The organism is Streptomyces sp. NRRL F-5630 (assembly GCF_000719475.1).
Classification (GTDB): domain Bacteria; phylum Actinomycetota; class Actinomycetes; order Streptomycetales; family Streptomycetaceae; genus Streptomyces.
This window is the reverse complement of record NZ_JOGO01000016.1, coordinates 148,982-173,402: the sequence shown is the minus strand read 5'-3', so window position 1 is coordinate 173,402 and position 24,421 is coordinate 148,982. Positions and strand designations below refer to the sequence as shown.

Genomic DNA, 24,421 nt, shown 5'->3' with positions numbered 1-24,421 from the left:
CGCACGGGCCGTCGCCGCTTCCGCGCGGGATGCTCACGACTTCCTCGTACGACCGCTCCCGGCTCCCTCGTACGAGCGGGCGCCGCTGCCCGTAGACTCCCAGGCGTGACACGTCGCGGACCGCGCGGCACGATGGCCCGGGCGGGCCGCCGGCGGGACGGTCCGGGAGGGCAGGGCGGGGAGCCGCAGGCGCGGTCCCGCGGAACGGCAGGGAGGAACGTTCGTCGTGAGCAGCAGGCCATCCCGGGGCACTGCTCGCCTCGCAGCCATACTCGACTCCCTCCCCGACGCCCTCGTGCTCGTCAACACCAACGGCACGGTCGTCAACGCGAACACCATCGCCCTCCAGGCTCTGGAGTCGCCGGGCACGGCGCTCGTCGGGCGCGGACTGCTCGACCTGCTCCCCGAGTTCGACTCCCGGCTCATCCCCGGCTCGATGCGCCGTCCCGACGCGCGGGACGAGCGCGGGCGTACGAAGCCGCTGCGGATGATCGCGCGGCGTACGGACGGCGGCGAGTTCCCCGTCGAGGTCACGAGCGCGAGCATCAACCCCGCCGCCCAGTCCCCGGGCACGTACTCGGGTCCGTACGAGGACGCTTCGCGTTATTCCGGCGACGAGTTGCTGATGATCGTGATCCGCGATCTGACCGGAACTGTCGATACCGAGGCCGAACTCGCCCGCTCGCAGCGGCAGACGGAGATGATCCTGCGCGCGGCGGCCGAGGGTGTCGTGGGGACGGACACCGAGGGCCACGTCGTGCTCGTCAACCCGGCGGCGGCGCAGATCCTCGGGCACCGGGCGAGCGACCTCGGCGGGCGCGAGCTGCACCCGCTGGTGCTGCACTCGCGCGCCGACGGCACGCCGTTCCCGTACGCCGAGTCGCCGCTCGCCGACACGCTGCGCTCCGGGCGCAAGCACCGGGTGCGCGGTCAGGTGCTGTGGAACAAGAAGGGCGAGAAGGTCCCGGTCGACCTCACGACGGCCCCCGTGCGCGACGGTGATCAACTCGTCGGCGCCGTCATGACCTTCACCGACCGGCGCGCCTACGAGGAACTGGTCGAGCGGCACGCGGCGGAGAGCGCGGAGCTGCGCGAGAGCCACGCGAGCGAGGTCGCGGGACTGCGCGAGGCGCACGCGGCCGAGGTCACCGGGCTGACCGAGGACTACGAGGCGCGGATCGCCGAGCTGGAGTCGCGGCACGAGGAGGCCGCGGCGCAGGCGCAGGACAGGTACGCGGCGCTCGCCGAGCGCGAGAAGGACCGCTTCGAGGCGCTCGCGGCGCGGCACGAGCAGTTGCTCGCCGTGCTGGAGACCTCGCTGCGCGGGCCGCTCGACGAACTGCGGCGGGAGCTGGGGACCCTCGCGGACGACCCGGCCGGTCAGTTGTGGCCGGAAGCGAACCAGATCCTTCACCACCTGACCGCCGGTTATTCGCGGATGACCACGCTCGTCGACAACGTGCTCAGCTATCAGCGGCTCGATGTCGGTACGGACACGCTGCACCGGCGCAACGTCATGCTCGACGCGGTCGTCCAGGCGGGCGTCGACGGGGCGGTCGAGCTGATCGGGCCGGGCCGCGCGCAGTTCGCGGTGCACGCGCCGCCGATCGAGGCGCAGGTCGATCCCGAACGGCTCGCGACGGCGCTCGCGCACCTCGTCGCCGACGTCGCGGGCATCGACGCGACGGGCAACGCGCGCCAGGGGCTCGTCAACACGGGCTGGGTGGACTCCACGATCGTGGTGGCCGCGGCGCAGCGCGGTGACGCGGTGCGGATCGAGGTGCGCGGCCCCTACGCGGGCGGCGACCCGGTGCACGGCCCGATCGTCACGGGCATCGTGCGCGCGCACGGCGGCGTCCTCCAGTCGCACGCGGTCCCGGGCATGGGCGGCGCGACGTACGTGCTCGACGTACCGCTCGGCGAGGGCGCCGGGGCGGTGGCGGCACCGGTGGGGCCGCGGGCCGACGCGGGCGCGGACGGCGGTACGGACGGCGGCGGCACCGGCACGGGTGCGGCGGATGGCACGGGCGACGCCGACAGCACGACGGCCGGGCACGGGCGGCGCCGCGCGCGTCGCTCCTCCGTGGACGCCTTCCTCGGGAGCGCCGCCGAGACGACGGACACGCGCCCGACCGGACGGCGGCGGAGGCCCTCGGCGGAGGGCGCGGGCGGGCCGGACGCCGAGGACACGGCGGGCGGGGCCGCGGGGGCCGTGGCCCTTCCCGCGCCCGGTGGGGCGCAGGCCGGCGGGCCTGCGGGCGGCTCGCCGTTCGCACTGCCCGCGGGCCCGTCGGGCGCGCCGGGCGCGGCCCTCGCGGTCGCGGGGCCGGGCGGGACCGCCGACGGGGCGGGGCACGCGTTGCCGCACAGCGCGGTCGTGACCGCGGCCGAGCACGCCGCGGGGACCGCCGCGGTCTCCGCCTCGCTCGGTCCCGTGAGCGTGCCGCCGGGTGGAATGCCGGTACGGGTCGGGGCCGCGCAGTCGGCGCTCGCTCCCGCGCTGCCGCTCGCCGCCGGGCCCGAGGCGGGGGGCGCCCAGCCGCTCGCCGTCGAGGCGGCGCCCGCGGAGAACGCGGGGGCACCGCAGGGGCGCAGGGCGCGGCGTGCGGCGGCCCGTGCCGCCGAGGAGGCCGCGGCGGCTCAGACGGGGCCCCGCGTGCCGTTCGCGCTGCCGCCCGCGGCCGAGGACGCGGAGGACACGACGCCCGCACCGGCTCTTCCGGCCTCCCCGCTGCGGCCCCCGGCCGCCGGGAACGTCGCGAAGGTCGTGTCCGAGGCACCGTCGCCCGCCGTTCCCGGGGGCGCGTACGGCGTGATCCAGCCGCCGATCGCCGCGCCGCCGCAGCCGCAGGCGCAGCCCGTGGCCCCGCCGGTCGCCCCGCCCGTGGCGCGGCCGCAGGCCGGGTCCGCCGCGCAGGGGCCCACGACGCACGTGCCGGGAGCCGGGCAGTACCACGGCGGTGCCGCCACCCCGCCCGCCGAGCCGGTCACAGGTCCGGCTGCCGCCCCGGCGGCCCAGGCGGCCGATCCGGCTGCCGCGCCCGCCGCCGAATCGCCCACCGCACCGCCCGCCGAATCGCCCGAGACGCTCTCCCCGGCACTGCCCGCCGAGGAGCAGGTGGCGGGGCGCGAGGAGGACCACCAGGGCGCGACGACGCGGAGCGGGCGGGCGTTCAGCGTGCGCACGCTCGGTGCCGGGGTGCCCTTCGACGAGGGCATCGGCGGTCCGCGCCCGGCCGCCGGGCAGTTGCCCGCACAGGCGGCGCAGCAGTTGCGGCAGGCGCGCCTGGCGCACCGTCAGGGCCAGCCCGCGCCCGGCACCCCCGCGCACGGCACCGGGTCCCACGGCCCCGGCAGGCGACGCAAGCTCGCGACACCGCAGGACCGCGAGGGCGCGACGGGCGCGGCGGGTACGGGGACGGCGGATGTCTCGCGTCCCGCGCCGCACACGGGCGACCAGGAGAGCACCGGGGCGCGCCCGCACCCGGCCGCCGCCGACTCCGCGCCCCACCCGCCGCTCGCGGCCCCCCCGCAGCCCCCCGTACCGCCGCAGACCGTGCCCGCGCAGAACGGACCGGCGCGGAGCGGACCGGCGCAGGCCGCTCCCGCGCAGCCCGTACCGCCGCAGCCCGCGTCGCCGCGTCCCGCCGAGACGCACGCCTCCACGGCGGCGCAGCAGCGGCTCGCCGGGCAGGAGCACGGGCGCTCGTACGCGATCGGGGCACCCGACGCGGGGGCCGAGGGGCCCGAGCCGCTCGACGGGCCGAACGGGGCCGTCGAGGTCGCGAACCGGCCCGCCCCGCGCCCGCAGGACGACGAGCTGCCGCCCGAGCCGCTCGACAATCCTCGGCGGCTGCTCGTGTGGCCCGCCCCCGACGCCTCGACGCAGGCCGCGCTGAGCGACCGGGGCTACCGCCCTGTCGTCGTCTCCTCGCGCGACGAGGTGGACGCGCAGATCGCCGCCTTCCCGGCCGCGCTCTTCGTCGACCCGCTCACCGGGCCGATCACGCGCACGGCACTCCAGTCGCTGCGGCAGGCCGCCGTCGCGGCCGAGGTGCCCGTCCTCGTGACGGCGGGGCTCGGGGCGGCGGCGCGCGAGGCGGCGTACGGCGCCGATCCGGCCGTGCTCCTCAAGGCGCTCGCGCCGCGCGACAGCGAGCAGCACCCGCCGCGCGTCCTCCTGGTCGAGGAGCGTGACGATCTCGCGGGCGCGCTGACCACAGCGCTCGAACGGCGCGCGATGCAGGTCACGCGCGCCGCCGACGACGCGCAGGCGGTCGCCGCCGCGAGCCAGGTGCCGCCGAACCTCGTCGTCCTCGACCTCATGCAGGTCCGCAGGCGCCGCGCCGGGATCATCGACTGGCTGCGCGCGAACGGCCAGCTCAACCACACGCCGCTCGTCGTCTACACGGCGCCGGGCATGGGTACGGGCGAGTTGGCCGGGCTCGCGACCGGCGAGACGGTCCTCTTCCTCGCGGAGCGCTCGACCAATGAGGAAGTGCAGACGAGGATCGTGGATCTGCTGACGAAGATCGGGACCAATTAGGGCGATTCGGTACGGGGGCGGGTCCGCACCCGCTCTTCCCTCGCCCGCCCCACCCTTACGTCAACCGTCCGTCTGCACACTCACACGAAAGGGGCGAATCCTCAACGGATTCGCCCCTTTCCGGCACTCCGGACCGATCTCAGACGTCTGTGCGAATGACGACGTCGAGCGTGCGCGGTCCGTGCACGCCCTCGACGCGTTCGAGTTCGATGTCCGAGGTGGCGGAGGGACCGCTGATGAGAGTGGTGGGACGGCCGGGGACGAGGCGCGCGATCGCCTCGGGGACCCCGACGGTGACGGTGGAGAGATCCACGACGCACACGTGCAGGTCGGGGACGAGGCTCAGCGCGCGGCGGCCCTGGTCGGCGCTGCCGTCGAGGAAGATCGTGCCGGTCTCGGCGCAGGTCACGGCCGAGGCGGTCACGACGCCGTCCAGCTCGCCGAGTTCGGGCGCGGGGACATCGGGGCTGTCGGTGCGCGCCTCGCCGTCGAAGTCCGCGAGCCAGGCGCGGTCGAGCCCGGCGGGGACGCCGACGAGGCGCGCGCCGCGCGCGCGGAGGACCTCGGCGACGGTCGCGGCGGTCCGGGCGGCGGTGCAGGGGTGCACGTATGCCTTGTAGTCGAGGAGCCGGTCGGTCAGCAGGGCGAGCCGTTCGGCGTCCGGGAGCGTACGGCCCGTGCGGTAGGCGCGGGGGACGGCCACGGGGTCCTTCGGCGCGAGCGCGAGGGCGTCCCGGACACGGGAGAGGACGGTCTCGCGCGCGGTGCCCGTCCGGGCCTGGGGGGTGGTCTCGTTCATGCCTTCTCGCCCTTGTCCTGGTCGTCGCGGATCTCGGCGGCCGTGTCGGCGGGTGCCTCGGCGTGCGCGGGGGACGCGTCGGGCTGCGTACGGGACGGGTCGGCACCCGCACACGAGTCGTCCGCCTGCGCAGAGGACGCGTCCGCTTGAGTACCGGGTCGCTTGGCGTGCGTACCGGATCGCTCCGCCTCCGTACCAGATCGCTCCGCCTCCGTACCGGATCGCTCCGCCTGCGTACCGGATCGCTCCGCCTCTGCGCGGGACGCCTCGCCCTCCGCCTTCGCGGCGCGCAGCGCCTCGCGGCCCTCCGCCGAGTCGAGCCAGCGACGGAAGCTGCGCCGGGGAGGGGCCGGGGTGTCGCGGCTGTCGCTCCAGCCGTCGAAGGGCGCAGGGAGGTGCTTGATCTTCTCGTCGCGGCCCGCGACGAGGCGGCCGAGCCCCGCGGCGCGCTGCGCGCTCGTGTAGAGCGCGGGTCGTGCCATGACGGCCGCCGCCGCCTTCATCGCGAGCGACTCCGCCGTCGTGCCCGCCTGTTCGGTCTTCTGGTGGCGCAGTTCGACGAGCAGCGAGGGGATGTCGATCTTCACGGGGCAGGCGTCGAAGCACGCCCCGCACAGGCTCGACGCGTACGGCAGCGAGGCGTTGGGGTCGTCCTTGGCCGCGTCCATGCCCGCGAGCTGCGGGGTGAGCACCGCGCCGATCGGGCCCGGGTAGGTCGAGCCGTAGGCATGGCCCCCCGCGCGCTCGTAGACGGGACAGACGTTGAGGCAGGCCGAGCAGCGGATGCAGTGCAGCGCCTCGCGGCCGATCTTGTCGGCGAGCGCGGCGGTGCGGCCGTTGTCGAGGAGCACGAGGTGGAACTCCCGCGGCCCGTCGCCCTCGGTGACGCCGGTCCACAGGGAGGTGTACGGGTTCATGCGCTCGCCGGTCGAGGAACGCGGCAGGAGCTGGAAGAAGACCTCCAGGTCCTGGTGGCTCGGCAGGACCTTCTCGATGCCCATGACGGTGATGAGCGTCTCGGGCAGGGTCAGGCACATGCGGCCGTTGCCCTCGGACTCGACGACGGCGAGCGTGCCCGTCTCGGCGATGCCGAAGTTGGCGCCGGAGACGGCGACCTTCGTCGTCATGAACTTCTCGCGCAGATAGGCGCGCGCGGCGGCGGCGAGTTCGGCGGGGACGGAGGTCAGCTCCGGGTCGACGCCGGGGATCTCCTTGAGGAAGATCTCGCGGATCTCCTCGCGGTTGCGGTGGATCGCGGGGACGAGGATGTGCGAGGGCTTGTCGTGGGCGAGCTGGACGATCAGCTCGGCGAGGTCGGTCTCGTGTGCGGTGATGCCCTGGGCCTCCAGGTGCTCGTTGAGCCCGATCTCCTGCGTGGCCATGGACTTGACCTTGATCACCTCCTCGCTGCCCTTGGCGCGGACGAGGCGGGTGACGATCTCGTTCGCCTCGACGGCGTCGCGCGCCCAGTGGACCGTGCCGCCGCGCGCGGTGACCCGCTCCTCCAGTTGTCCGAGGAGTTCCGGGAGGCGGTTGAGGGTGTCCGACTTGATCGCGGAGCCCGCGTCGCGCAGGTGCTCCCAGTCGGGGAGTTCGGCGGTGACGGCGAGGCGCTTGGCGCGGATCGTGTGGGTCGCCTTGTGGAGGTTGCCGCGCAGCTGGGTGTTCTGGAGTTCGGTGTGCGCGGCCTTCGGGAACTTTTTGTCGCCGCGCAGGTTGCCCACGCCGTACGGGGCGCGGGGCGGGGCGCTGGGCAGGCCGAGGAACGTCGTGCTCATCGGGTCACCTCCGGGGTGGTGGCGAGGGCGCCGCCGGGGGTCGCGCGCGCGGTGGCCGGGACGCCCGGCAGGACGTGCGGGGTCGTGCGGGTCGAGGCGAGGATCTGCGCGAGGTGGAGGGTGCGCGTACCGGCCTGGATGCGGGAGAGGCCGCCGCCGATGTGCAGGAGGCAGGAGGAGTCGCCCGCCGTGCAGACGTCGGCGCCCGTCGCCACGACGTTGCCGACCTTGTCGTCGAGCATCGCCGAGGAGGTGTCCGCGTTCTTGACCGCGAAGGTGCCGCCGAAGCCGCAGCAGGAATCGGCCTCGGGCAGCTCGACGAGGTCCAGGTCGTCGACGGCGCGGAGCAGCTTCAGCGGCTTCTCGCCGACGCGCAGCATCCGCAGCGAGTGGCAGGTGGGGTGGTACGTGACGCGGTAGGGGAACCAGGCGCCGACCTCGGTCACGCCGAGCACGTCGACGAGGAGCTCGGAGAGTTCGTAGGTCTTCGCCTTGACGGTCGCGACGCCCTGGCGCAGTGCGGCGTCGCCATAGCGCTCGGCGACGATCTCGTGCTGGTGGCGCACCGAGCCGGCGCACGATCCCGAGGGCATCACGACGGCGTCGAGCGAGGGGTCCCCGAACTGCTCGGCGAAGTTGCGCACGAGGGGGACCGGTTCGCGCTGGTAGCCGGTGTTGACGTGCATCTGCCCGCAGCAGGTCTGGCCCGGCGGGAAGACGACCTCGTGGCCGAGCCGGGTGAGCAGCACGGCTGTCGCGGAGACGGCGTCGGGGAACATCGTGTCGCCGAGGCAGGTGGCGAAGAGTCCGATGCGCATGAGGGCCTTCCCGTACGCGGCCCGTACGCGGGGCGGAGCCGTACGGGGGGCAGTATGGATGATTTACGGTCCGACCATACCGCCCTGGAACCCCTGCCGCCGCGGTTGCGACGCCATGTGGAGCAATGAGTGGTCGACAACACTTTGGTCGGACCTTATTGACATAGGACTTCAGGGGGTGCGCTACTTCTCGGGTAGTCCACCTCCCTGCCACACCCGACGCCCCCGTTTCCCGTGACGCGCGAGGGGACCGGCTCCCGCCTGCCCGAACGGCCGCGGCCCGGTCCCGAGATGCCATCCGGGCGGTACGGCAGGAGCGCGGCGCACAGACTCGACGAGGAGCATCTTGTGGCCTCCCTGCTGACGGCCCTCCGGGCCACGGGCGCCGGGCCCGCCCTCGATGCCCCGGCCCCGGAAACCGCCGTCTCCGGCCTCCCGGCACCGGGCATCGCGACGAACGGCCTCCCCGTACCGGGCACCGCGCCGTCCCGCCTTCCCGTACCGGGCACGGGAACGAACGACCTCCCCGTACCGGGCACTGGGACGAACGGCCTCCTCGTACCGGGTACCGCGCCGTCCGGTCTCCCCGTACCGGGCACGGGAACGAATGGCTTCTCCCTGGCCTCGTTCACCCCGGACGTGCACGCCGTCGGCGGCAGCCTCGCCGGGACCGCGCTGCTCGGGCTCGTCCCGCTCGCGGTCTTCTTCGTGCTCCTCATGGTCGTGCGCCGCCCCGCCCTTCAGGCGGCCCTCGGCGCACTCGTCGCCGCGCTGCTCGTCGGCATCTTCGGTATGGGCATGCCCGTCCGGCTGGCCCTGCTCTCCGCGAGCCAAGGGCTGCTCACCGGCCTCCTCCCGATCATGCTCATCGTGGTCGCGGCCCTCTGGTTCTACGAACTGACTGTCGTCAGCGGCCGTTTCGAGGACCTGCGACGTTGTTTCAACGCGGTGGGGCGCGGGGACCTCCGCGTCCAGGCGATGCTCATCGCCTTCTGCTTCGGCGGCCTGCTCGAAGCGCTCGCCGGTTTCGGCGCGCCCGTCGCGATCACCGCGGCGATGCTCATGGCGCTCGGTCTGCCCCCGCTCAAGTCCGCGATCACCGTGCTCGTCGCGAACACCGCGCCCGTCGCCTTCGGCGCCATGGCGATCCCGGTGACGACGGCCGGGAACCTCACCGGCATCCCGCCGGAGGACATCGCCTCCGTCATCGGACGGCAGAGCCCGCTCCTCGCCCTCTTCGTGCCGCTGCTGCTCCGCACCCTCATCGACCGGCAGGCGCGGGCTCCGTCAGCTCTGGCCCGTCGCGCTCGTCGTCGGCCTGGTCTTCGCCGTTGCCCAGTACTGGTGCTCGGCTCACTTCGCCTACGAGCTCACCGACGTCGTCGCCTCCCTCGCCGGCTTCGCGGCGGGCGTGCTCATGCTGCGCTGGTGGCAGCCGCGCACGCCGGACGACCAGCGCTCGCGGGTCGAGGCGGAGCGGCTGCCCGCCCGCCGCGTGACACTGGCCGTCCTCCCGTACGTCCTCGTCATCGCGATCTTCGCCGTCGCCAAGATCGACGTCGGCGGCTTCGACATGCCCGGCATCCTGAGCGTCGCGAACATCAGGTGGGAGTGGCCGGGGCTCCACGGCGAGATCGTCACCCCGGGATGGCACACCGTCGACGAGCGCGGTCTACTCGCTCGAAGTGCTCGCCAACCCGGGCACGCTGCTGATCGTCTCGGGCGTCCTCGTGACGATCGTCTACAGCCTGGTCAAGGACAAGGATCAGTACCCGATGTCGGCGAGGCTCAGCCTGCGCACCGCCGGGCGCACGATCGTCACCATGCGAGGCGCGATCGCCACGGTCGCGACCGTCCTGATGCTCAGCTACGTCATGAACCAGTCCGGTCAGACGGTCGCGATCGGTACCTGGCTCGCGGCGGCGGGCGGCGCCTTCGCTTTCCTCTCACCCATCCTCGGCTGGCTCGGCACGGCCGTCACCGGCTCCGACACCTCCGCCAACGCGCTCTTCGCGACGCTCCAGCAGACGGCGGGCCACAAGGCGGGCATCGACTCGACCCTCCTCGTCGGCGCCAACTCCTCCGGCGGCGTCGTCGGCAAGCTCGTCAGCCCGCAGAACCTCACCATCGCAGCGACCGCCGTCGAGGAGCCGGGCAGCGAACGCGTCCTGCTCCGCGAGGTCGCCAAGTACAGCCTCGGGATGCTGCTCGTGCTGTGTGCGCTGGTGTATCTCCAGTCCACGGCGGTGCTGTCGTGGATGCTCGCGTGAGGGAGCGGGGCGACGTTGTTTCACGTGAAACATGAGGGGGCCCCAGGAGTCGGGGCTCCCCCTGTTTCACGTGGGACCGGCTTCTACCGCTCGCCGTCCGCCTCGCCTTCAGGCTCGGCCGATTCGTCGTTCACCAGCGTGCCGTGGAAACCGCGGATGTGGCGTTCGGCGAGGTCGGCGGCGGCCGTGGCCTCTCCGGCGAGGACGAGGCGGAGCAGTTCGGTGTGCTCCGCGTTCAGGGCCGCCGCGGTGGCGGGCCAGTCCTCGGCCGCTTCGAGGGCACGCAGGATGAGGGGGCGGACGGACTCGCGCACGGCGGCGGTGAGCGTGGAGACGAGGCGGTTGCCGGAGGACCGCGCGACGGCGACGTGGAAGGCGGTGTCCAGTTCGTTGAACTCGGCCGGGCCGAGGCCGGGTTCGCACAGGCGGCCGAGGATGCCGGCGGCCTCGTCGAGTTCCTCGGGCGCCGCCTGCCGCGCGGCGGCCTCGAAGCTGGACCGCTCCAGGACCACGCGGGCCTCCAGCACGTCCTCCAGGCGGTAACTGCCGAGGCCGAAGTGGAGGCGGAGGAGACGGCCGAGGGCGTCGTCGGGGTTCCGTACGATCCTGGCGCCGGCGTCGGCACCGCGCCCCGGGTGGGCGACGAGTACCCCGATCGTCTCCAGCACCCGCAGCGCTTCGCGGAGCGCGGAGCGCGAGACGCCGAGCGCCGGGGCGAGTTCGCGTTCGGGGGGCAGCCGGTCGCCGGCCTTCAGCTCTCCGGTGAGCACCTGTTCCTCGATGCGCTCCAGAACCAGCTCATGGGTACGCGCCTGCCGCACCGGTCGCCACTCCGCGGCCATGCGCACCTCCCCGACAGGAACCGACGTGAGGTCCCCCAATCTATGTCACACACGGGGAATGGTCGGACCTGTGGGCGGGGGCTGTGCGGTGGTGGGTGCGGTACGGGCGGGCGGCCTGGGTTGGGGGCGGAGCGCCCAGACCGTACGGGGGGCGGGGCGGGTCGCGCAGGTGCCGTGCCTCGCCCCCGTACCGGCCGGAAAGGCCGTCGTGCCTCCTGGAGCCACCGTGCAGCCCCCGCGCCTCAGAGCACCGTGACGTCGAGCCCGTCCTCCGCGTACCGCGCGCGCAGCACCTTCTTGTCGAACTTGCCCACGCTCGTCTTCGGCACCGACTCGATCACCGACCAGCGCTCGGGAAGCTGCCATTTCGCGACGCGCTCCGCGAGGAAGGCGCGCAGCTCGGCCGGTCCCGCCGTGGCGCCGTCCTTGAGGACGACCGTCGCGAGCGGGCGCTCGCCCCACTTCTCGTCCGGCACCGCGATGACCGCCGCCTCGGCGACATCCGGGTGCGCCATGATCTCGTTCTCCAGCGCCACGCTGGAGATCCACTCGCCGCCGGACTTCACGACGTCCTTGGCCCGGTCGGTGAGGGTGAGGAAGCCGTCCTCCGAGATGACACCGACATCCCCGGTGCGCAGCCAGCCGTCCGGGCTGAACTTGTCCTCGGGCCGCACCGGCTCCTTGTCCGTGCCGCCGAAGTACGCCCCCGCGATCCACGAGCCGCGCACCTCCAGCTCACCGGCCGATTCCCCGTCCCACGGCAGTACGTCCCCGTTCGGGCCGATGAGCCGCGGCTCGACCCCGGCGGGAAAACGCCCCTGCGTGAGCCGGTAGCGCCACTCCTTCTCCGGGGTGTCGGCGGTGCCCGGGGCGCGCGCCACGGTGCCGAGCGGCGAGGTCTCGGTCATGCCCCAGGCGTGACAGACCCGCATCCCCAGCCGGTCGAACGCCTCCATGAGCGCGGGCGGGCACGCCGAACCGCCGATCGTCACCTGCCCGAGCGAGCCGACGTCGCGCGGCTTCGCCGTCAGCTCGGCGAGCAGCCCCTGCCAGATGGTCGGTACGGCCGCCGCGTGCGTGGGGCGCTCGGACTCGATCATCTCGGCGAGCGGCGCGGGCTGGAGGAAACGGTCCGGCATGAGCATGTTGATGCCGGTCATGAAGGTCGCGTGCGGCAGGCCCCAGGCGTTGACGTGGAACTGCGGCACGACGACGAGGCTCGTGTCGCGGTCGGTCAGACCCATCGACTGCGTCATGTTGACCTGCATCGAGTGCAGGTAGACCGACCGGTGCGAGTAGAGCACCCCTTTGGGGTCGCCCGTCGTGCCGGAGGTGTAGCAGAGCGCCGCGGCCTCCCGCTCGTCGAGTTGCGGCCAGTCGTACGTGGTCGGACGGCCGGCGAGCAGTTCCTCGTAGTCGTGGACGCGCACCCCGGTCCCTTCGAGCACCGAGCGATCGCCCGCGCCGGACACCACGACGTGCTCGACCTCCGGCAGCTGCGGCAGCAGCGGCGCCAGGAGCGGCAGCACCGTACCGTTCGCGATGATCACCTTGTCCTCGGCGTGCTGGATGATCCAGGCGAGCTGCGCGGCGGGCAGGCGGAGGTTGAGGGTGTGCAGGATCGCGCCCATGGACGGAAGCGCGAAGTACGCCTCGACGTGCTCGGCGTTGTTCCACATCAGAGTCCCCAAAACACTACCGGGTTCGACTCCGAGTTCGTCACGAAGGGCGTGGGCGAGCTGGGCGGCGCGGTCGCCGATCTCGGCGAACGTACGGCGGTGCGGCTCCGCCTCACCGGTCCACGTCGTCACGGTCGAACGCCCGTGAATCCTCCGCCCGTGCTCCAGAATCCTGCTGATCAGGAGCGGGGTCTCTTGCATCGTGCTCAGCACGGCGTCCTCCCGATGGGCGCTACGCGCCTGTAGGCAACGGCTCTGTCGTCTCAACGGTCCGTGGGGGTGCTGTGCGGCCCGTGGGGGTCGTGGCCTGATTCTGCGCACATACCAGGCGGTATGTCACTAGCGGCAGCCAATCGATTCACGGAACACGCGAAGGGGGGACCGGGGCGCGGTGAGCAGGCGTGCGTGCCGGGCGCGGGTTCGGGGCGGACCGGGGTGGCGCCGCAGGGCGGGCGCGTGGGCCGGGCGCGGGCTCGGGGCGGCCCCGGGTCGGGCGCCGCCGGGTGAGCGCGCGGGCCGGGCGCGGGCTCGGGGTGGGCCCGGGTCGGGCGCCGCCAGGCAGGCGCGCAGGACGGGCGCGGGGTCGGCGCGGACCCGGGTCAGGCGCCGCAGGGCAAGCGCGCGGGCCGGGCGCGGGGTCGGCGCGGACCCAGGTGGAGCGCGCCGCAGGGTGGGCACGCGGGCCTGGGGTTAGCGGATCAAAACCAGTTCGCGGTCCTCGCGGAGTTTGGCGAGGGCGCGCGAGACGGCGCTCTTGACCGTTCCCACGGAGACGCCGAGCACCTCCGCCGTCTGGGCCTCGCTCAAGTCCTCGTAGTACCGCAGCGTGACCATCGCCCGCTGCCGTGCCGGGAGCCTGCGCACCGCGTGCCACATCGCGTCGCGCACCGCCTGCGCCTCCGCCGGATCGGACACGGGCGTCGGCTCGGGCTCGGGAAGCTCCGCGCACGAGTACTCGTCGACGCGCCGCTTGCGCCACTGCGAGGTCCGCGTGTTGACGAGCGCCCGGCGCACGTACCCGTCCACGGCCCCGTGGTCCTCGATCCGCTCCCAGGCGGAGTACGTCTTCGCCAGCGCGGTCTGGAGGAGGTCCTCCGCGTCGTACGGATTCGGCGTGAGCGACCGCGCGGTCCGCAACAGCACCGATCCCCGGGCCCGCACGTAGGACTCGAAGGTGAGGGGGAGGGCGGGTGCGGTGCGGGAGGAGCGGGCACGGGCCCGCCCGCTGCCGGGCTGAGGCGCGGAGGCCGGGACCGGCTCCGCGCTCGTACGGGCCCCGGTCCTGCGAGCCTCCGCGTGAGGGGCCTCTCTGCCACGAGCCTCCGTCCCACGCACCTCCGCCCTACGCGCCTCCGTCTTGCGGGCCGTTGCCGTGTGGTCCGCGATCGCGCGGGCGGTGGCGCGGTCGCGGTCCGGGGAGATGCGGGGCGGGCGGGGGGCTGACGGGCCACGCGGGGGTACGGGGGTCGCCGGCGCCGCGGACGGCCGGGGACCCGCGGACGCGGGCACGGACGCCTGCGAGGACCGCTGAGCGGTGCGCGCGGGGGCGGTCGGTGCGGCGGCCGGCGCGGCAAGGCGCCTGGGGACCTCGGTCACAGTCATATCCCCCACGCTAGAAGCGCGGCGCGTGCCGGGGATCGCCCGCAGGTCCCGGCCGCCCGTCCCCCTTGGGGAGTAGGACGGGGGGTCCGCACCACCTCCTGAAGGGGGAGGACGCACCCCGGCCCCCTCAGGGTTGAGCCTCGTTCCCCTCCGGTGGAGCGAGCCGGGCAACGGCTCAGCCGAGGCTCGCGACCGGCGCGTCCACCTGGTTCCTGTCGATCGAGAGCGTCTTTCCGCCGTACGTCTCCTTCACGTTCCCCTTGTACTGGTGGATGCGTCGCTGGGGCGTCCACGCCTGCGGCGCCAGTACCCCTGGAGCGTCGAGCGAGGCCTTTCCCGTCCAGTGCGCGAACCACATCACCTCCGGCAGGTTCGCCGTCCCGGCCCGCCGCTCCCGCTCCAACTGGGCCACCCCGGAATCCGCGCTGCTGTAGAAACCCGGTACGTATCCCTCCGCGGTGACCGCCCGGTCCCAGGCCCGCACGAAGGAGAGCACCGCCCGCGCGCACTCCGCCCGCCGCTCGTCGTACGCCTCCACGTCCAGGTACAACGGGCTGCGCGGGGTGATCCCCAGCGCCCGCGCCGACCGGACCGCGTCGCGTCCCTCCTCCGTCCCGGTGCCCGCGGGGTCCCCGCCCAGGCGGTACTTCTTCTTGTTCTCGGCCTCGACGCAGGGCGCTTGCGAGCCGACGTAGAGCGGCAGCACCGACCAGTCCAGTCCCCGTACCTCGCGCAGCCAGCCCGCGTCCAGCTCCGGCTGCGGGCAGGCGCGTGCCCGGCCGCCGACGTACACGCCCACGGCCCGGTACGGCGAGTCCCGCCACGCCCGCATCGTCGCCAGCGGCGGCGCGGTGCACGTGTCGAAGGCGCGCCCCGTGTAGGTCGCCACCCCGCGCGCCGACCAGGCGGGCCCTTCCCCGCCGGATGCGGGAGAGGCACCCCCGAGGAGAAGGAGGAGAACAGAACCCAGGACGCCCAGCCGGAGCGGGACCGTGCCCGCGAGTCGTCGCATTCGCATCCCCCGAGTCAAGGCTCTCCAAGCCCTGCCCTCCGGGTGGACACACCCCGCCTCGCGCCGACTCCCTCGTCTGCCCGTCTTCCGCCGCCCACGCGCCCCCGCGCGGGCCGGGGCCGTCCGCCGCGACAGGCTCGCGCGGACCGTGGGGCGCCGTCCTCACTCCGGAGACAGGGCCCCTCCCCCTCGGGTCACGCCACACCGACCGCGCAGCACCCCGCCGGCCGCCCCCGACGACTCGTGCCGGGGCACACAAGCCCCAGTCATCACCGTCATCACCCCGCGTCGTGGCCCGCCCGTCATCACCGGCCACCCTTGTCACGACCCACACGCCGCCACCGCCCGCCCGCGTCACGACACGCACGCCGCACGTCGCCCCTCGCGTCCCCGCGCGTACACCGCCAGCGGCCACCCGGCCCGTCTCGCCCGTCCCGCCGATGGCCCTGCCCGCCGCCACGCCCTGCGCGGTCGCTCCGGTCGCGAACCGGCCGACCGGCCGAGACCTGCTGCCGACCGGATCACCGTCTCCCGGCGTGGCGGTCGACGCCTCGCCGGTGGTGCTCGCTTCCTCGTACGAGGCGCCCCTCGCCGCCCCGTACGAGGCTCTTTCCGGTGTCCCGGAATTCTCGCCCGCCGGTGCCGTCCACTTCCGGCCCGGGCGCGTTGTCCGGGTCTCCGCCCCCTGAAATCCCATGTCTCCCCCTGCGGGCCCCTCTCCCCCTCGGGCCGTTGTCGTCCCCCGGCGCCGTGCGCGCCGTTACCGCTGTTCTCGTCTCGCGGCCGCTCGGTGCGCCCCCGCACGCCGCGCCGCTCGGGCGTCCTCGTACCGCCTCAAGCACTCACACCGGTTACAGGCCCTCCGGGTGCACCCCTCTCCCTCTCGCTCCTCCAGGGCGCCGCCCCGTATCGAGTTCGGCGTCCGTGTCTTGCCACGAGTCGCGTCCTCCCGGGCGCGCTCTGGCGGGCGTTCGCCTCGGTCGTACCGCGTGACTCCGGGCCCCAACGACGACCAGAGATCGGTGTGGTCGACGGCCGGATTGAAGTGGTGCTGGTCGATGGCCGTGAAGGCGGCGGCTTGGGCCAAGTCGCTCTGGTTCGAGGCGCCTGCTCCTACGGCCCGCCGCTGAGTCGTGGATGAGTTACCGAAGTTGTCGCCGCCGATACCGGAGGCGCCGAGCGCCGACACGGCCGCGTTCGATCCGTCGCCCGCGGCGGCGCCGTTGTCGGCCTGCGCGACGCCGGTGAGCGGCGCGGCGGCGAGCCGGAGCGCGGCGCCAGGGGCGAGGGGCGGGCGGTACGGATGCTTGTCATGTCCTTCCTCCACTGACTGGGATGACCGGTGCGGTCGTCGGCTGACCCGGTCCTCTTGCGATGAGTAGAGGGGCCGGTCAACCCCGCGTAAACACCGGAGCGGTTGGCCGACCGTTCCGGAGTGAACTGTGCGACGTCGTGCATCCAGAATTGCCCAGGTGACAGCCGTAGAACCAGCCCACGGGGCACTTTTCGCCCGCACGCGTGATGCTCGCTGGATAAACCCCACATGACCCTGAAATACACCCGCGTGGCGTATCAGGGTTCCTCAGGGTGAACCCTGAGATCGACCCCGAGATCAGCCCTGGACGAGAGCCTTAGCCCCTCTCACCGCGCCAGGCAGCCGCGCGCCGCTGACGCGCCACCGCACCCCTCGCACACCCTCCCCCTGCGCGAACTGACGTTCGAAACAAGGGGGATGGATCGCGGCTCCGCCCATCCGCGAGCCTCACGCCCCGGCGGGCCCCGCAAGAAGCGCTACCCCACACGACCCCGCCGCCCAAGCGGCACGGCCTCGCGGAAACCCGGCCCGCGAGGCCCGGGCGACACGCCCCTGCCTCGCCTCACACCCGTTCCGGCTCCGCGAACGTGTCCTCGCGCCGCCACACGAACACCTCGGTGCTGGGGAGGCGTTCGGAGAAAAGACCGGGTGGGGACGTCTCGCGCAGCAGGCGGCGCAGTTCGGCCTCGAAGTCCTCGCGGCGCGGGCCGAAGAGGTGGGGGGCCGCCGAGGAGTGCGAGAAGACCCAAGCCACGAGGTCGTCGTCGGTGCGTTCCAGCGGCTGGCCGCCCGGGATCACGTGCCGCTCCGGGCCCGAGAAGCCCGAGCGCGCGAGCACGTCGCGCTCGCCGCCCGGCGTCCCCTCCGGCAACACCCCCTGTCCCGCGCGGCGCACGGGCCCGAGGTAGTGCTGGACAAGCTCTTCGATCGCCTGGTGCGGCACGCCCGGGTACGGCAGCCCCGTATGCGTCCGCGCCTCTTCCTTGAGATCCGCCACGTGCACGAGCGAGCCGCCCGGCCGCAGCATCGCGCGCACAGTGCGGGCCACCCGTTCCTGGTCCATCCAGTGAAAGGAGTGGCCGAAGGTCGCCACCGTGAAGCTGCCCAGCCCCGCCGGGAGTTCCTCGGCCCGCGCCCGCACCCACCGCACCTTGCCCGTCAACCCGGCGCCCGCGGCACGCCGACCCGCCTCCGCGATCATTCCCCGGTCCGGGTCGACGCCCACGACCTCGCGGAAGAGGTGTGCGAGCCGCAGCGTCAGCGTGCCGGGGCCGCAGCCCACGTCCACCAGGCGTCCGCGCCCGTCCAGACGCAGCGCTCCCGCGAGCGCCTTGGCGAGCCCCGGCGCGTACGGCAAGCGCCCGCGCTCGTAGTACGGGGCAGCCCCCGAGAACAGCGTCTCGTCCCACTCCCAGCCGGAAACCACGCCCGTTACCTCACTCCGTCGTCGGTGCTCTGTCGCCGTGCGCTGTCTATGCGTCGTGCCGTCGTGTTGTCGTGCCGTCGTGCTGTCCCCGGCGGTACGCGGCGACGGACGCCGGGCCGACGGAGCCCTGTCCAGAGCAACGAGCATGCGGCCGAGGAGCGACGGCCCGGCACGCAGAGCGACCGGGAAACGTCCCGCACCCGGCCGGGAAACGACGCTCTACTCCACCGCTGCCGCCGCCAGGTAGGCACGAATGCGGGCCGCGCTCCACGCCTCCGTTTCGGCCAACCCCCCGGCAAGCTGGGCCAGATAACGCTCCGAGGGAGAGTTGGGCACCGCGTCGGCCGCCCGCCACGGTGCGGTGAAGGTGAGGGCGGGGCGTCCGTCCAGCGCGCCGAGACAGAGCAACGTCTCATAACGCCCGGGGCCGCACCGCACCGCGCGTTCACCGCCGGCGAGCACCGTTTCCAGACCGGGCCCGTCACCCGGCGCCCGGTACATCTCCTGCGCGGCCACGTCCGCGAACTGCTCCCGGCTCACGTCGTAAGCCCGCGCGAGCACTCGCCCAGCGCCCGAGACGCTACCCAGCGCCCCGGCGACCGCCTGCCCGGCGTCGGAGCCGATCAGCCCCGTGTCGCGGTCCGCCTGCCGCACACGCGAGCCGTCCGGCGGCTCGAAGAACGCGCGCCCGCCGCCCCAGATCCGCGATTCCGTCGCGAAGTACAGCCGTCCCCGCAACTCCAGAGCCGCCCAGGAGCGCGGGGGTTCGGGATCGCGGCACCCCGGGTGCTCCAGCGCTCCGCCTTCGGCCCGCCCACCTCGTACGTACGCGAGGAAGCGGGCGAGCCGCATATTGGAGCCGTAACTGACGTACCAGACCCGGCCGATGGCGCTCTCCGGGGCGCCTTCCCAGGGCTCCAGCCTTCGGACCTCCGTCATGAACACCCCGCGTATCTCGATGTTTCACGTGGAACATCCCTATAAGTACGTCGCATAACCGGATGTTTCACGTGAAACATCGTCCAAGTCTCATGGAATAGGGCACATGTTTCACGTGAAACATCCCGCACTTCCCACCCCCCTGATGATGTTCCACGTGAAACATCGCCGCCGACCGCCCGCCCCTCTCGGTGTCACGTCCACGCTCCTACCCGGCCGGAATTCGCTCCGCTTCCGCGAACCGGCGCCCTTCCCGCCCCGCCGACACCTGCACTGGACCCGCAATACCCGCCGTGCGGTGAGCAGGAGGGGCCGGGCGTGAGCCTGATGCCCGGGCGAGGGCCGGGACGGCTCTCAGTCGTACCGTCGCAGCAGCTCGGCCACGTACTCCTCCAAGCGCTCGCCGAGCAGCGCGGGCGTGAGGTCGGTACGGCCGAGTTCGCGCCACGGCTCGGCGACCTTCTCGGCGTCCGGCGCGAAGGCGAGCGCGTCGAGGAGGCGCCAGTACAAGTGCGCGGCGGGTTCGGGAGCCAGCGTCCCGCCCGCCGCGACGTACCGCTCGGCGAAGCGCATCCCGGCGGGCACGCCGTGGAGCAGCGCGAGCGCGGTCGAGCAGTGGGCGACATCGAGGTCGACGGGCCCCCACGACGTCTCGACCCAGTCGACGACGCCGCTGACAGCGGTCTCCGCGCCGGTCCCCGTGAAGAGGACGTTGCCGGGATGAAAGTCGCGGTGCAGGAAGCGGGGCACGTACGGCGGTGGGGCGGCACCGATGAGGCCGATGGCTCGCGCCCACACGTCCGGCCGGCGTGTCCCCTCCGGGACCCGCACCCGCGCCGACGAGGTCCATGCCTCGTAGACGCGGGGCCGCCTCTCGGCGGCCGGGGGCCGCACTTCATGGATGGCCAGAAGCTGCCGGGCGAGCAACTCGGCGCGCCGCTCCGCCCCTTCCTCGTCGAGCCGCACGCTCCCCGGCAGCAGCGTCATCAGCAAGGACGGCGGCTCTCCCGCCGGTTCGACCCCGAGACACCGCGCCGCCGGCACCCCGGCTTCCGCCTCCAGGAGGCGCAGCACATCGGCCTCGCGCCGCAGCAGCCCAGCGGCGTGCCGCACGTAGAACTCCTTCACGAAGCTGCGCAGCACCACCCCGTACGAGCCCGAGACCCCCCGCACCTCCAGTCGCCGCATCTCCGAGGTCCAGCCGCCCCGCAGCCGTTCCACCCCGACAACCCGGTCCCCCGCGGGCAGCATCTCCCGCGCCCACGCGACCGCCGCCTCCGCCCCCACTGCCTCCGCATTCCCCATCCCCGGACGGTATGTCACCCGCTCTCGGTGCAGGGAGGAGCACGCCACCGTGCGCGACCGCCCGGCCTGGGGGCGCCCCGGTGCTCACTGGGGGGAGAAGACACCGGCGCGGCGGGGAGGCACGTCCGGGAGGGGCGGCGGACGACCCAAGAAGGGCGAGCCCGTGGCCCGAGAAGACCTTTCTCGGCCTCCGACCGACGGCCGCCTCTTCCCCGCCGTCCGTGGCGGCCGACTGCGCTCCACCGAGTACACCGAGGCGTGGCAGGCCGCCCGCGAAGCGGTCCTCACCCCGAAGGAACTCAAGACGCCGCTCGCCGAGGACCCGTACTGCAACCGCGCCGCCGGCGTGTCCCTGTGGATCGAGCAGGGCCTTGAGCCCGCCGAGGTCGCCCGCCGCGCCGGGCACAGCGTTGCCGTCCTCTACCGCTTCTACGCGAAGGTGCTCCGCAAGGACCAGACCGAGGCCAACCGCCGTATCTCCGCCGCACTTGAGGCCCCGGAGTAGCTCGGATTTGGCCCGTGTATGGCCCGCACGCCCTGGTCACGGGCGGGATTTACGCGCTCAGCCTGAGACACCCCACACGCCGAAGGGGCGCCCCGCGTCTGCGGTGCGCCCCTTCTGAGCTGCGGTCTTTGCGACCTCGGGCGGAGGGTGTGGGATTTGAACCCACGGTGGTGTCGCCACCACGACGGTTTTCAAGACCGTTCCCTTAGGCCGCTCGGGCAACCCTCCCCGCCCCGCCGGAGGCCGGTGGGGCGGGGTACAGCGTACCGGTCTAGTCGTCGCCCTTGCGCTGGCCGAGGGTGACTTCGGTGGTGCGTTCCTTGCCGTCGCGCTTGTAGGTGATCTTGACCTTGTCACCGGGCTGGTGGGTCCAGATCTCGCCGATGAGCGTCGGGCCGCTGTCGATGATCGTGTCGTCGAGCTTGGTGATCGTGTCGCCGGACTTGAGACCGGCCTTGGCGGCGGGGCCGCCGGGGGTGACGGCCGGGTCGCTGCCCGTGCCCTGGTCGGAGACCGTGGCGCCGTCCATGCCCTCCTCAAGGGACACCGTCGCGCCGATCACCGGGTAGACCGGGGTGCCGGTCTTGATGAGCTGTTCGGCGACCCGCTTCGCCTGGTTGATCGGGATGGCGAAGCCGAGGCCGATCGAGCCGCCCTGGCTGGAGCCGCCGCCGAGGCCGCCGCCCGAGTTGCCGGGCTGGATCGCCGAGTTGATGCCGATGACCTGGCCGCGCTCGTTGAGGAGCGGGCCGCCGGAGTTGCCCGGGTTGATCGAGGCGTCGGTCTGGAGGGCGCTCATGTACGAGCTCTTCGCGCTCTCGCCGTCGCTGGAGGCGACCGGGCGGTCCTTGGCGCTGACGATGCCCGTGGTCACCGTGTTGGACAGGCCGAAGGGGGCGCCGATCGCGATCGTCGAGTCGCCGACGGCCGTACGGTCCGAGTCGCCGAGCACGAGCGGCTTGAGGCCCGAGGCGTTCTTGAGCTTGATCACCGCGACGTCGTAGCCCTGCGCGTGGCCGATCACCTCGGCCGCGTACTTCTTGCCGTTGGAGAAGGTCGCGGTGAGCTTGCCGCCCGACGCGGCGGAGGCGACGACGTGGTTGTTGGTGAGGATGTGGCCCTGCTTGTCGTAGACGAAGCCGGTGCCCGTGGAGCCCTCGCCGTCGCCGCCCTGCGCCTCGATCGTCACGACGCTCGGCAGGGCCGCCTGGGCGATGCCCGCGACGGAACCGGCGGCGCGCTTGGTGCTGGCGGGGCTGTCGGCCGCCGCGATCGTCGTGGAGCCCGTGCCGTTGTCGTCGCGGTCGGCGGCCCAGTAGCCGATGCCGCCGCCGACGCCGCCCGCGACGAGCGCGGCCACGATCACGGCGGCGAGGAAGGCGCCCCGGCCGCGCTTGCGGCGGGGCGGCTGCGGCTGCTGGAAGGGACCGCCGCCCCAGCCTCCGTGGCCGCCCTGGTCACCGCCGTAGCCGCCGTAGCCCTGGGCGTCGCCCGCGCCGTAGGCGGCGTAGCCGCCCTGGCCGTGCCGCGCGTCCTGCTGTCCCTCACCGGGGGCCCCGGGCACGCCGGGGTGGACCTGCTGCGGGCCACCGGCCTGGTAGGCGGGGACCGGCGGCGGGGGCGGGGGCCAAGCGGCGGAGGGGGCCTGCGGGGGCCGGCCGGGCATGGCGGGCGGCTGGACGCCGGCCTCGGGGGCCGCGCCGGTGGCGGCCTGGGACTCCGGCCGGGTGACCGGCTTGTCGAAGGCCATGGTGCGCGGTGAGGGCTCGGCGGCGGGCGCCGCCGGGGCGGGGGCGCCCGGCTCGCTCGGCGCGGCCGGACCCGTCCGGTCGCTCGGGACGGTCTCCGCTCGCCGCTCCGAGCCCTCGGCCGAAGCGGGAGGTGCGGACGGGGCGGGGGGTACCTCGTTGCCCTCGTTCTCGGTGCTCACGGGCTCAGTCTCCTCGGTCACGGCGGTCCCACGGTCGGTACGGGTCCCACGAGTGGGTGCACGGCCGCCTCCCGGCGAACCGTCCACCCGCCCGGCGCCGGAGCGCCGGTACTGGGTTTCTCGATCGTTGCGCACGATCGTCGTCCACGGTCATTCGTCTGCGGTCAGCTTTTCCCACCGCACGTCAGGGCACTGTAAGCCGACCCTGTGTGTACGCGTCATGTCGATCATCACCGCGAGCGCACCCTTCGGCCCACCGGAATACCTACGGCAACCCGACTGGAGTGCGCCCCGGAAGACTCCGGACGTGCACCCGTACGCCCCCATCAAACACCCCCGCACGCCCCCCGCGCGCGCCCCCACCCAGGCCCCGCACAGGGCGTGTACACGCCTCGTACAGGCCCTGGCGGGGCGCACGCACAGGAGCCGGGCGCGGGAGGCGCGGGCGAAGAAGCGGTGGCATCCCCGGTCGCTCTATGTGCCGCGCGGGGGAAGGGGGGCGGTGCGAGCATGGCGGCGTGACCGACGCTCGACACCACACCCCCCAGGTCGTCGCCCACCGCGGCGCCTCCGAGGCCGCGCCCGAACACACGCTCGCGGCCTACGCGCGGGCCATCGAGGAGGGCGCCGACGCCCTGGAATGCGATGTCCGCCTGACCGCGGACGGGCACCTCGTGTGCGTCCACGACCGGCGGGTCAACCGCACGTCGAACGGGCGCGGTGCCGTCTCGGCGCTCGAACTCGCCGAACTCGCCGCGCTCGACTTCGGCTCCTGGAAGGGCCGGGACGAGGCCGAGGAGTCGCCCGACTGGGACCCGGAGACCACCTCCGTCCTGACCCTCGAACGCTTGCTCGAACTTCTGGTCGACACGAACGCCTCGGGGCGGCGGCTCGAACTCGCCGTCGAGACGAAACACCCCACCCGCTGGGCCGGGCAGGTGGAGGAGCGCCTCATCCACCTGCTCGAACGCTTCGGGCTCACGGGCAAGACGGGGGTCGCCGAGAACGAGGAAGGGACGGGCGATCCGTTCCTGCCCGCCCCCTCGCCCGTTCGGGTCATGAGCTTCTCGGCGAGGTCGCTGAACCGCGTGCGGGTGCTCGCGCCGCTCCTGCCGACCGTTCACCTCACCCAGTTCGCCTCCCCCCGGCACCGCGAGGGGCGCCTGCCCCCGGGGGTGCGGATCGCGGGGCCGAGCATCCGGCTGATCCGCAACCATCCCGCGTACGTGGCGCGGATGCAGGAGGCGGGGCACCCCGTGCATGTCTGGACCGTCAACAATCCGGCGGACGTGGATCTGTGCGTACGGCTCGGCGTCGACGCGGTGATCACGAACCGGCCCCGGGCGGTGCTCCAGCAGCTCGGGCGGTGAGACGGCGCGGCTCCTGGCGGTCCCGCGGCGGAGAGGCCGGGAGCGGACACCGGGCGGCGGAGGGGCCGGGAACGGGCCCCGGCGGCAGAAGGCCGGGACGGGGCCCCGGCGGCGGCTGGAAAACGTCTTGCGGTAGGGCGTGATGGAGAGGTGGGCGGGTCGCGGGCGGGGGAGCGCCGGGCGCGGGGGGGTCGCGGGCGGCACGCGCGGGCGGCCCGGGCGCCTGTCCGGGGCGGGGTACCGCAGGTGGGCGCCCCGTGCATATGACGAAGACATGTTCGCAGG

General features: G+C 73.7%; 15 protein-coding genes, 1 tRNA gene and 2 pseudogenes. 5 read left to right on the top strand and 13 right to left on the bottom strand.

All coding sequences use genetic code 11. From position 1 onward, the window contains the following. Positions 1–226 precede the first annotated feature (226 nt). The gene (locus IF99_RS0110730; RefSeq protein WP_030996166.1) at positions 227–4,546 is read left to right on the top strand and encodes a PAS domain-containing protein; all 4,320 of its coding nucleotides are present in this window, start codon (positions 227–229) and stop codon (positions 4,544–4,546) included. A gap of 139 nt (positions 4,547–4,685) precedes the next feature. Here the strand turns inward: IF99_RS0110730 and IF99_RS0110725 are convergent, their stop codons facing one another. The 3 genes from IF99_RS0110725 to IF99_RS0110715 are packed head-to-tail and all read right to left on the bottom strand — an operon-like array spanning position 4,686 to position 7,941. Beyond that, positions 4,686–5,345 carry a LutC/YkgG family protein gene (locus IF99_RS0110725; protein ID WP_030996165.1) on the bottom strand — a complete coding sequence of 220 codons (660 nt, stop codon included), beginning with the start codon at positions 5,343–5,345 and terminating at the stop codon, positions 4,686–4,688. Further along, positions 5,342–7,123 (bottom strand): LutB/LldF family L-lactate oxidation iron-sulfur protein, encoded by a 1,782-nt coding sequence (locus tag IF99_RS0110720; protein WP_030996164.1) that lies wholly within the window; start codon positions 7,121–7,123, stop codon positions 5,342–5,344. The genes IF99_RS0110725 and IF99_RS0110720 overlap by 4 nt, the downstream gene beginning before the upstream one ends. Continuing rightward, positions 7,120–7,941, bottom strand: coding sequence for a (Fe-S)-binding protein (locus IF99_RS0110715; protein ID WP_030996163.1), 822 nt, complete (start codon positions 7,939–7,941; stop codon positions 7,120–7,122). The genes IF99_RS0110720 and IF99_RS0110715 overlap by 4 nt, the downstream gene beginning before the upstream one ends. A gap of 618 nt (positions 7,942–8,559) precedes the next feature. Here IF99_RS0110715 and IF99_RS30710 point away from each other — a divergent pair. Continuing rightward, positions 8,560–10,211 (top strand): annotated as a pseudogene (locus IF99_RS30710) (L-lactate permease). 83 nt (positions 10,212–10,294) lie between these two features. Here IF99_RS30710 and IF99_RS0110705 read toward each other — a convergent pair. The 4 genes from IF99_RS0110705 to IF99_RS0110690 form a co-directional block, all read right to left on the bottom strand. Beyond that, complete coding sequence (locus IF99_RS0110705) at positions 10,295–11,053, bottom strand: FadR/GntR family transcriptional regulator (protein ID WP_030996162.1); 759 nt, start codon at positions 11,051–11,053, stop codon at positions 10,295–10,297. Positions 11,054–11,295: 242 nt separating this feature from the next. Then, positions 11,296–12,945 carry a long-chain fatty acid--CoA ligase gene (locus IF99_RS0110700; protein WP_030996161.1) on the bottom strand — a complete coding sequence of 550 codons (1,650 nt, stop codon included), beginning with the start codon at positions 12,943–12,945 and terminating at the stop codon, positions 11,296–11,298. A 477-nt stretch (positions 12,946–13,422) separates the two neighbouring features. Then, positions 13,423–14,067 carry a SigE family RNA polymerase sigma factor gene (locus IF99_RS0110695; protein WP_078655048.1) on the bottom strand — a complete coding sequence of 215 codons (645 nt, stop codon included), beginning with the start codon at positions 14,065–14,067 and terminating at the stop codon, positions 13,423–13,425. A 442-nt stretch (positions 14,068–14,509) separates the two neighbouring features. Next, positions 14,510–15,346, bottom strand: a complete 837-nt coding sequence (locus IF99_RS0110690) for a glycoside hydrolase domain-containing protein (protein WP_030996159.1) — start codon at positions 15,344–15,346, stop codon at positions 14,510–14,512. Positions 15,347–15,786: 440 nt separating this feature from the next. On the opposite strand from IF99_RS0110690, the gene IF99_RS34850 reads away from it, so the two are divergent. Beyond that, entirely contained in the window at positions 15,787–16,035 is a 249-nt protein-coding gene (locus tag IF99_RS34850) for a hypothetical protein (RefSeq protein ID WP_234340648.1), read from the top strand. Positions 16,036–16,358: 323 nt separating this feature from the next. On the opposite strand, the pseudogene IF99_RS34845 reads toward IF99_RS34850, so the two are convergent. The 4 genes and pseudogenes from IF99_RS34845 to IF99_RS0110670 all read right to left on the bottom strand — a co-directional run. Continuing rightward, positions 16,359–16,660: pseudogene (locus IF99_RS34845) on the bottom strand (hypothetical protein); the annotation flags it as partial. 563 nt (positions 16,661–17,223) lie between these two features. Next, positions 17,224–18,087, bottom strand: coding sequence for a class I SAM-dependent methyltransferase (locus IF99_RS0110680; RefSeq protein WP_030996158.1), 864 nt, complete (start codon positions 18,085–18,087; stop codon positions 17,224–17,226). A gap of 219 nt (positions 18,088–18,306) precedes the next feature. After that, positions 18,307–19,032, bottom strand: coding sequence for a hypothetical protein (locus IF99_RS0110675; protein ID WP_030996157.1), 726 nt, complete (start codon positions 19,030–19,032; stop codon positions 18,307–18,309). 348 nt (positions 19,033–19,380) lie between these two features. Further along, complete coding sequence (locus IF99_RS0110670; RefSeq protein ID WP_030996156.1) at positions 19,381–20,331, bottom strand: phosphotransferase family protein; 951 nt, start codon at positions 20,329–20,331, stop codon at positions 19,381–19,383. Positions 20,332–20,494: 163 nt separating this feature from the next. Here IF99_RS0110670 and IF99_RS0110665 point away from each other — a divergent pair, with 163 nt between their 5' ends. Next, positions 20,495–20,836, top strand: a complete 342-nt coding sequence (locus IF99_RS0110665) for a hypothetical protein (protein ID WP_051703436.1) — start codon at positions 20,495–20,497, stop codon at positions 20,834–20,836. 141 nt (positions 20,837–20,977) lie between these two features. Here IF99_RS0110665 and IF99_RS0110660 read toward each other — a convergent pair. After that, positions 20,978–21,064 (bottom strand) — tRNA-Ser (locus IF99_RS0110660). A gap of 43 nt (positions 21,065–21,107) precedes the next feature. Continuing rightward, complete coding sequence (locus IF99_RS0110655) at positions 21,108–22,766, bottom strand: S1C family serine protease (protein ID WP_030996154.1); 1,659 nt, start codon at positions 22,764–22,766, stop codon at positions 21,108–21,110. A gap of 518 nt (positions 22,767–23,284) precedes the next feature. On the opposite strand from IF99_RS0110655, the gene IF99_RS0110650 reads away from it, so the two are divergent. After that, on the top strand, positions 23,285–24,136 hold the full coding sequence (locus IF99_RS0110650; RefSeq protein WP_030996153.1) for a glycerophosphodiester phosphodiesterase family protein: 852 nt from the start codon (positions 23,285–23,287) through the stop codon (positions 24,134–24,136). The last annotated feature ends 285 nt before the right edge of the window (positions 24,137–24,421 follow it).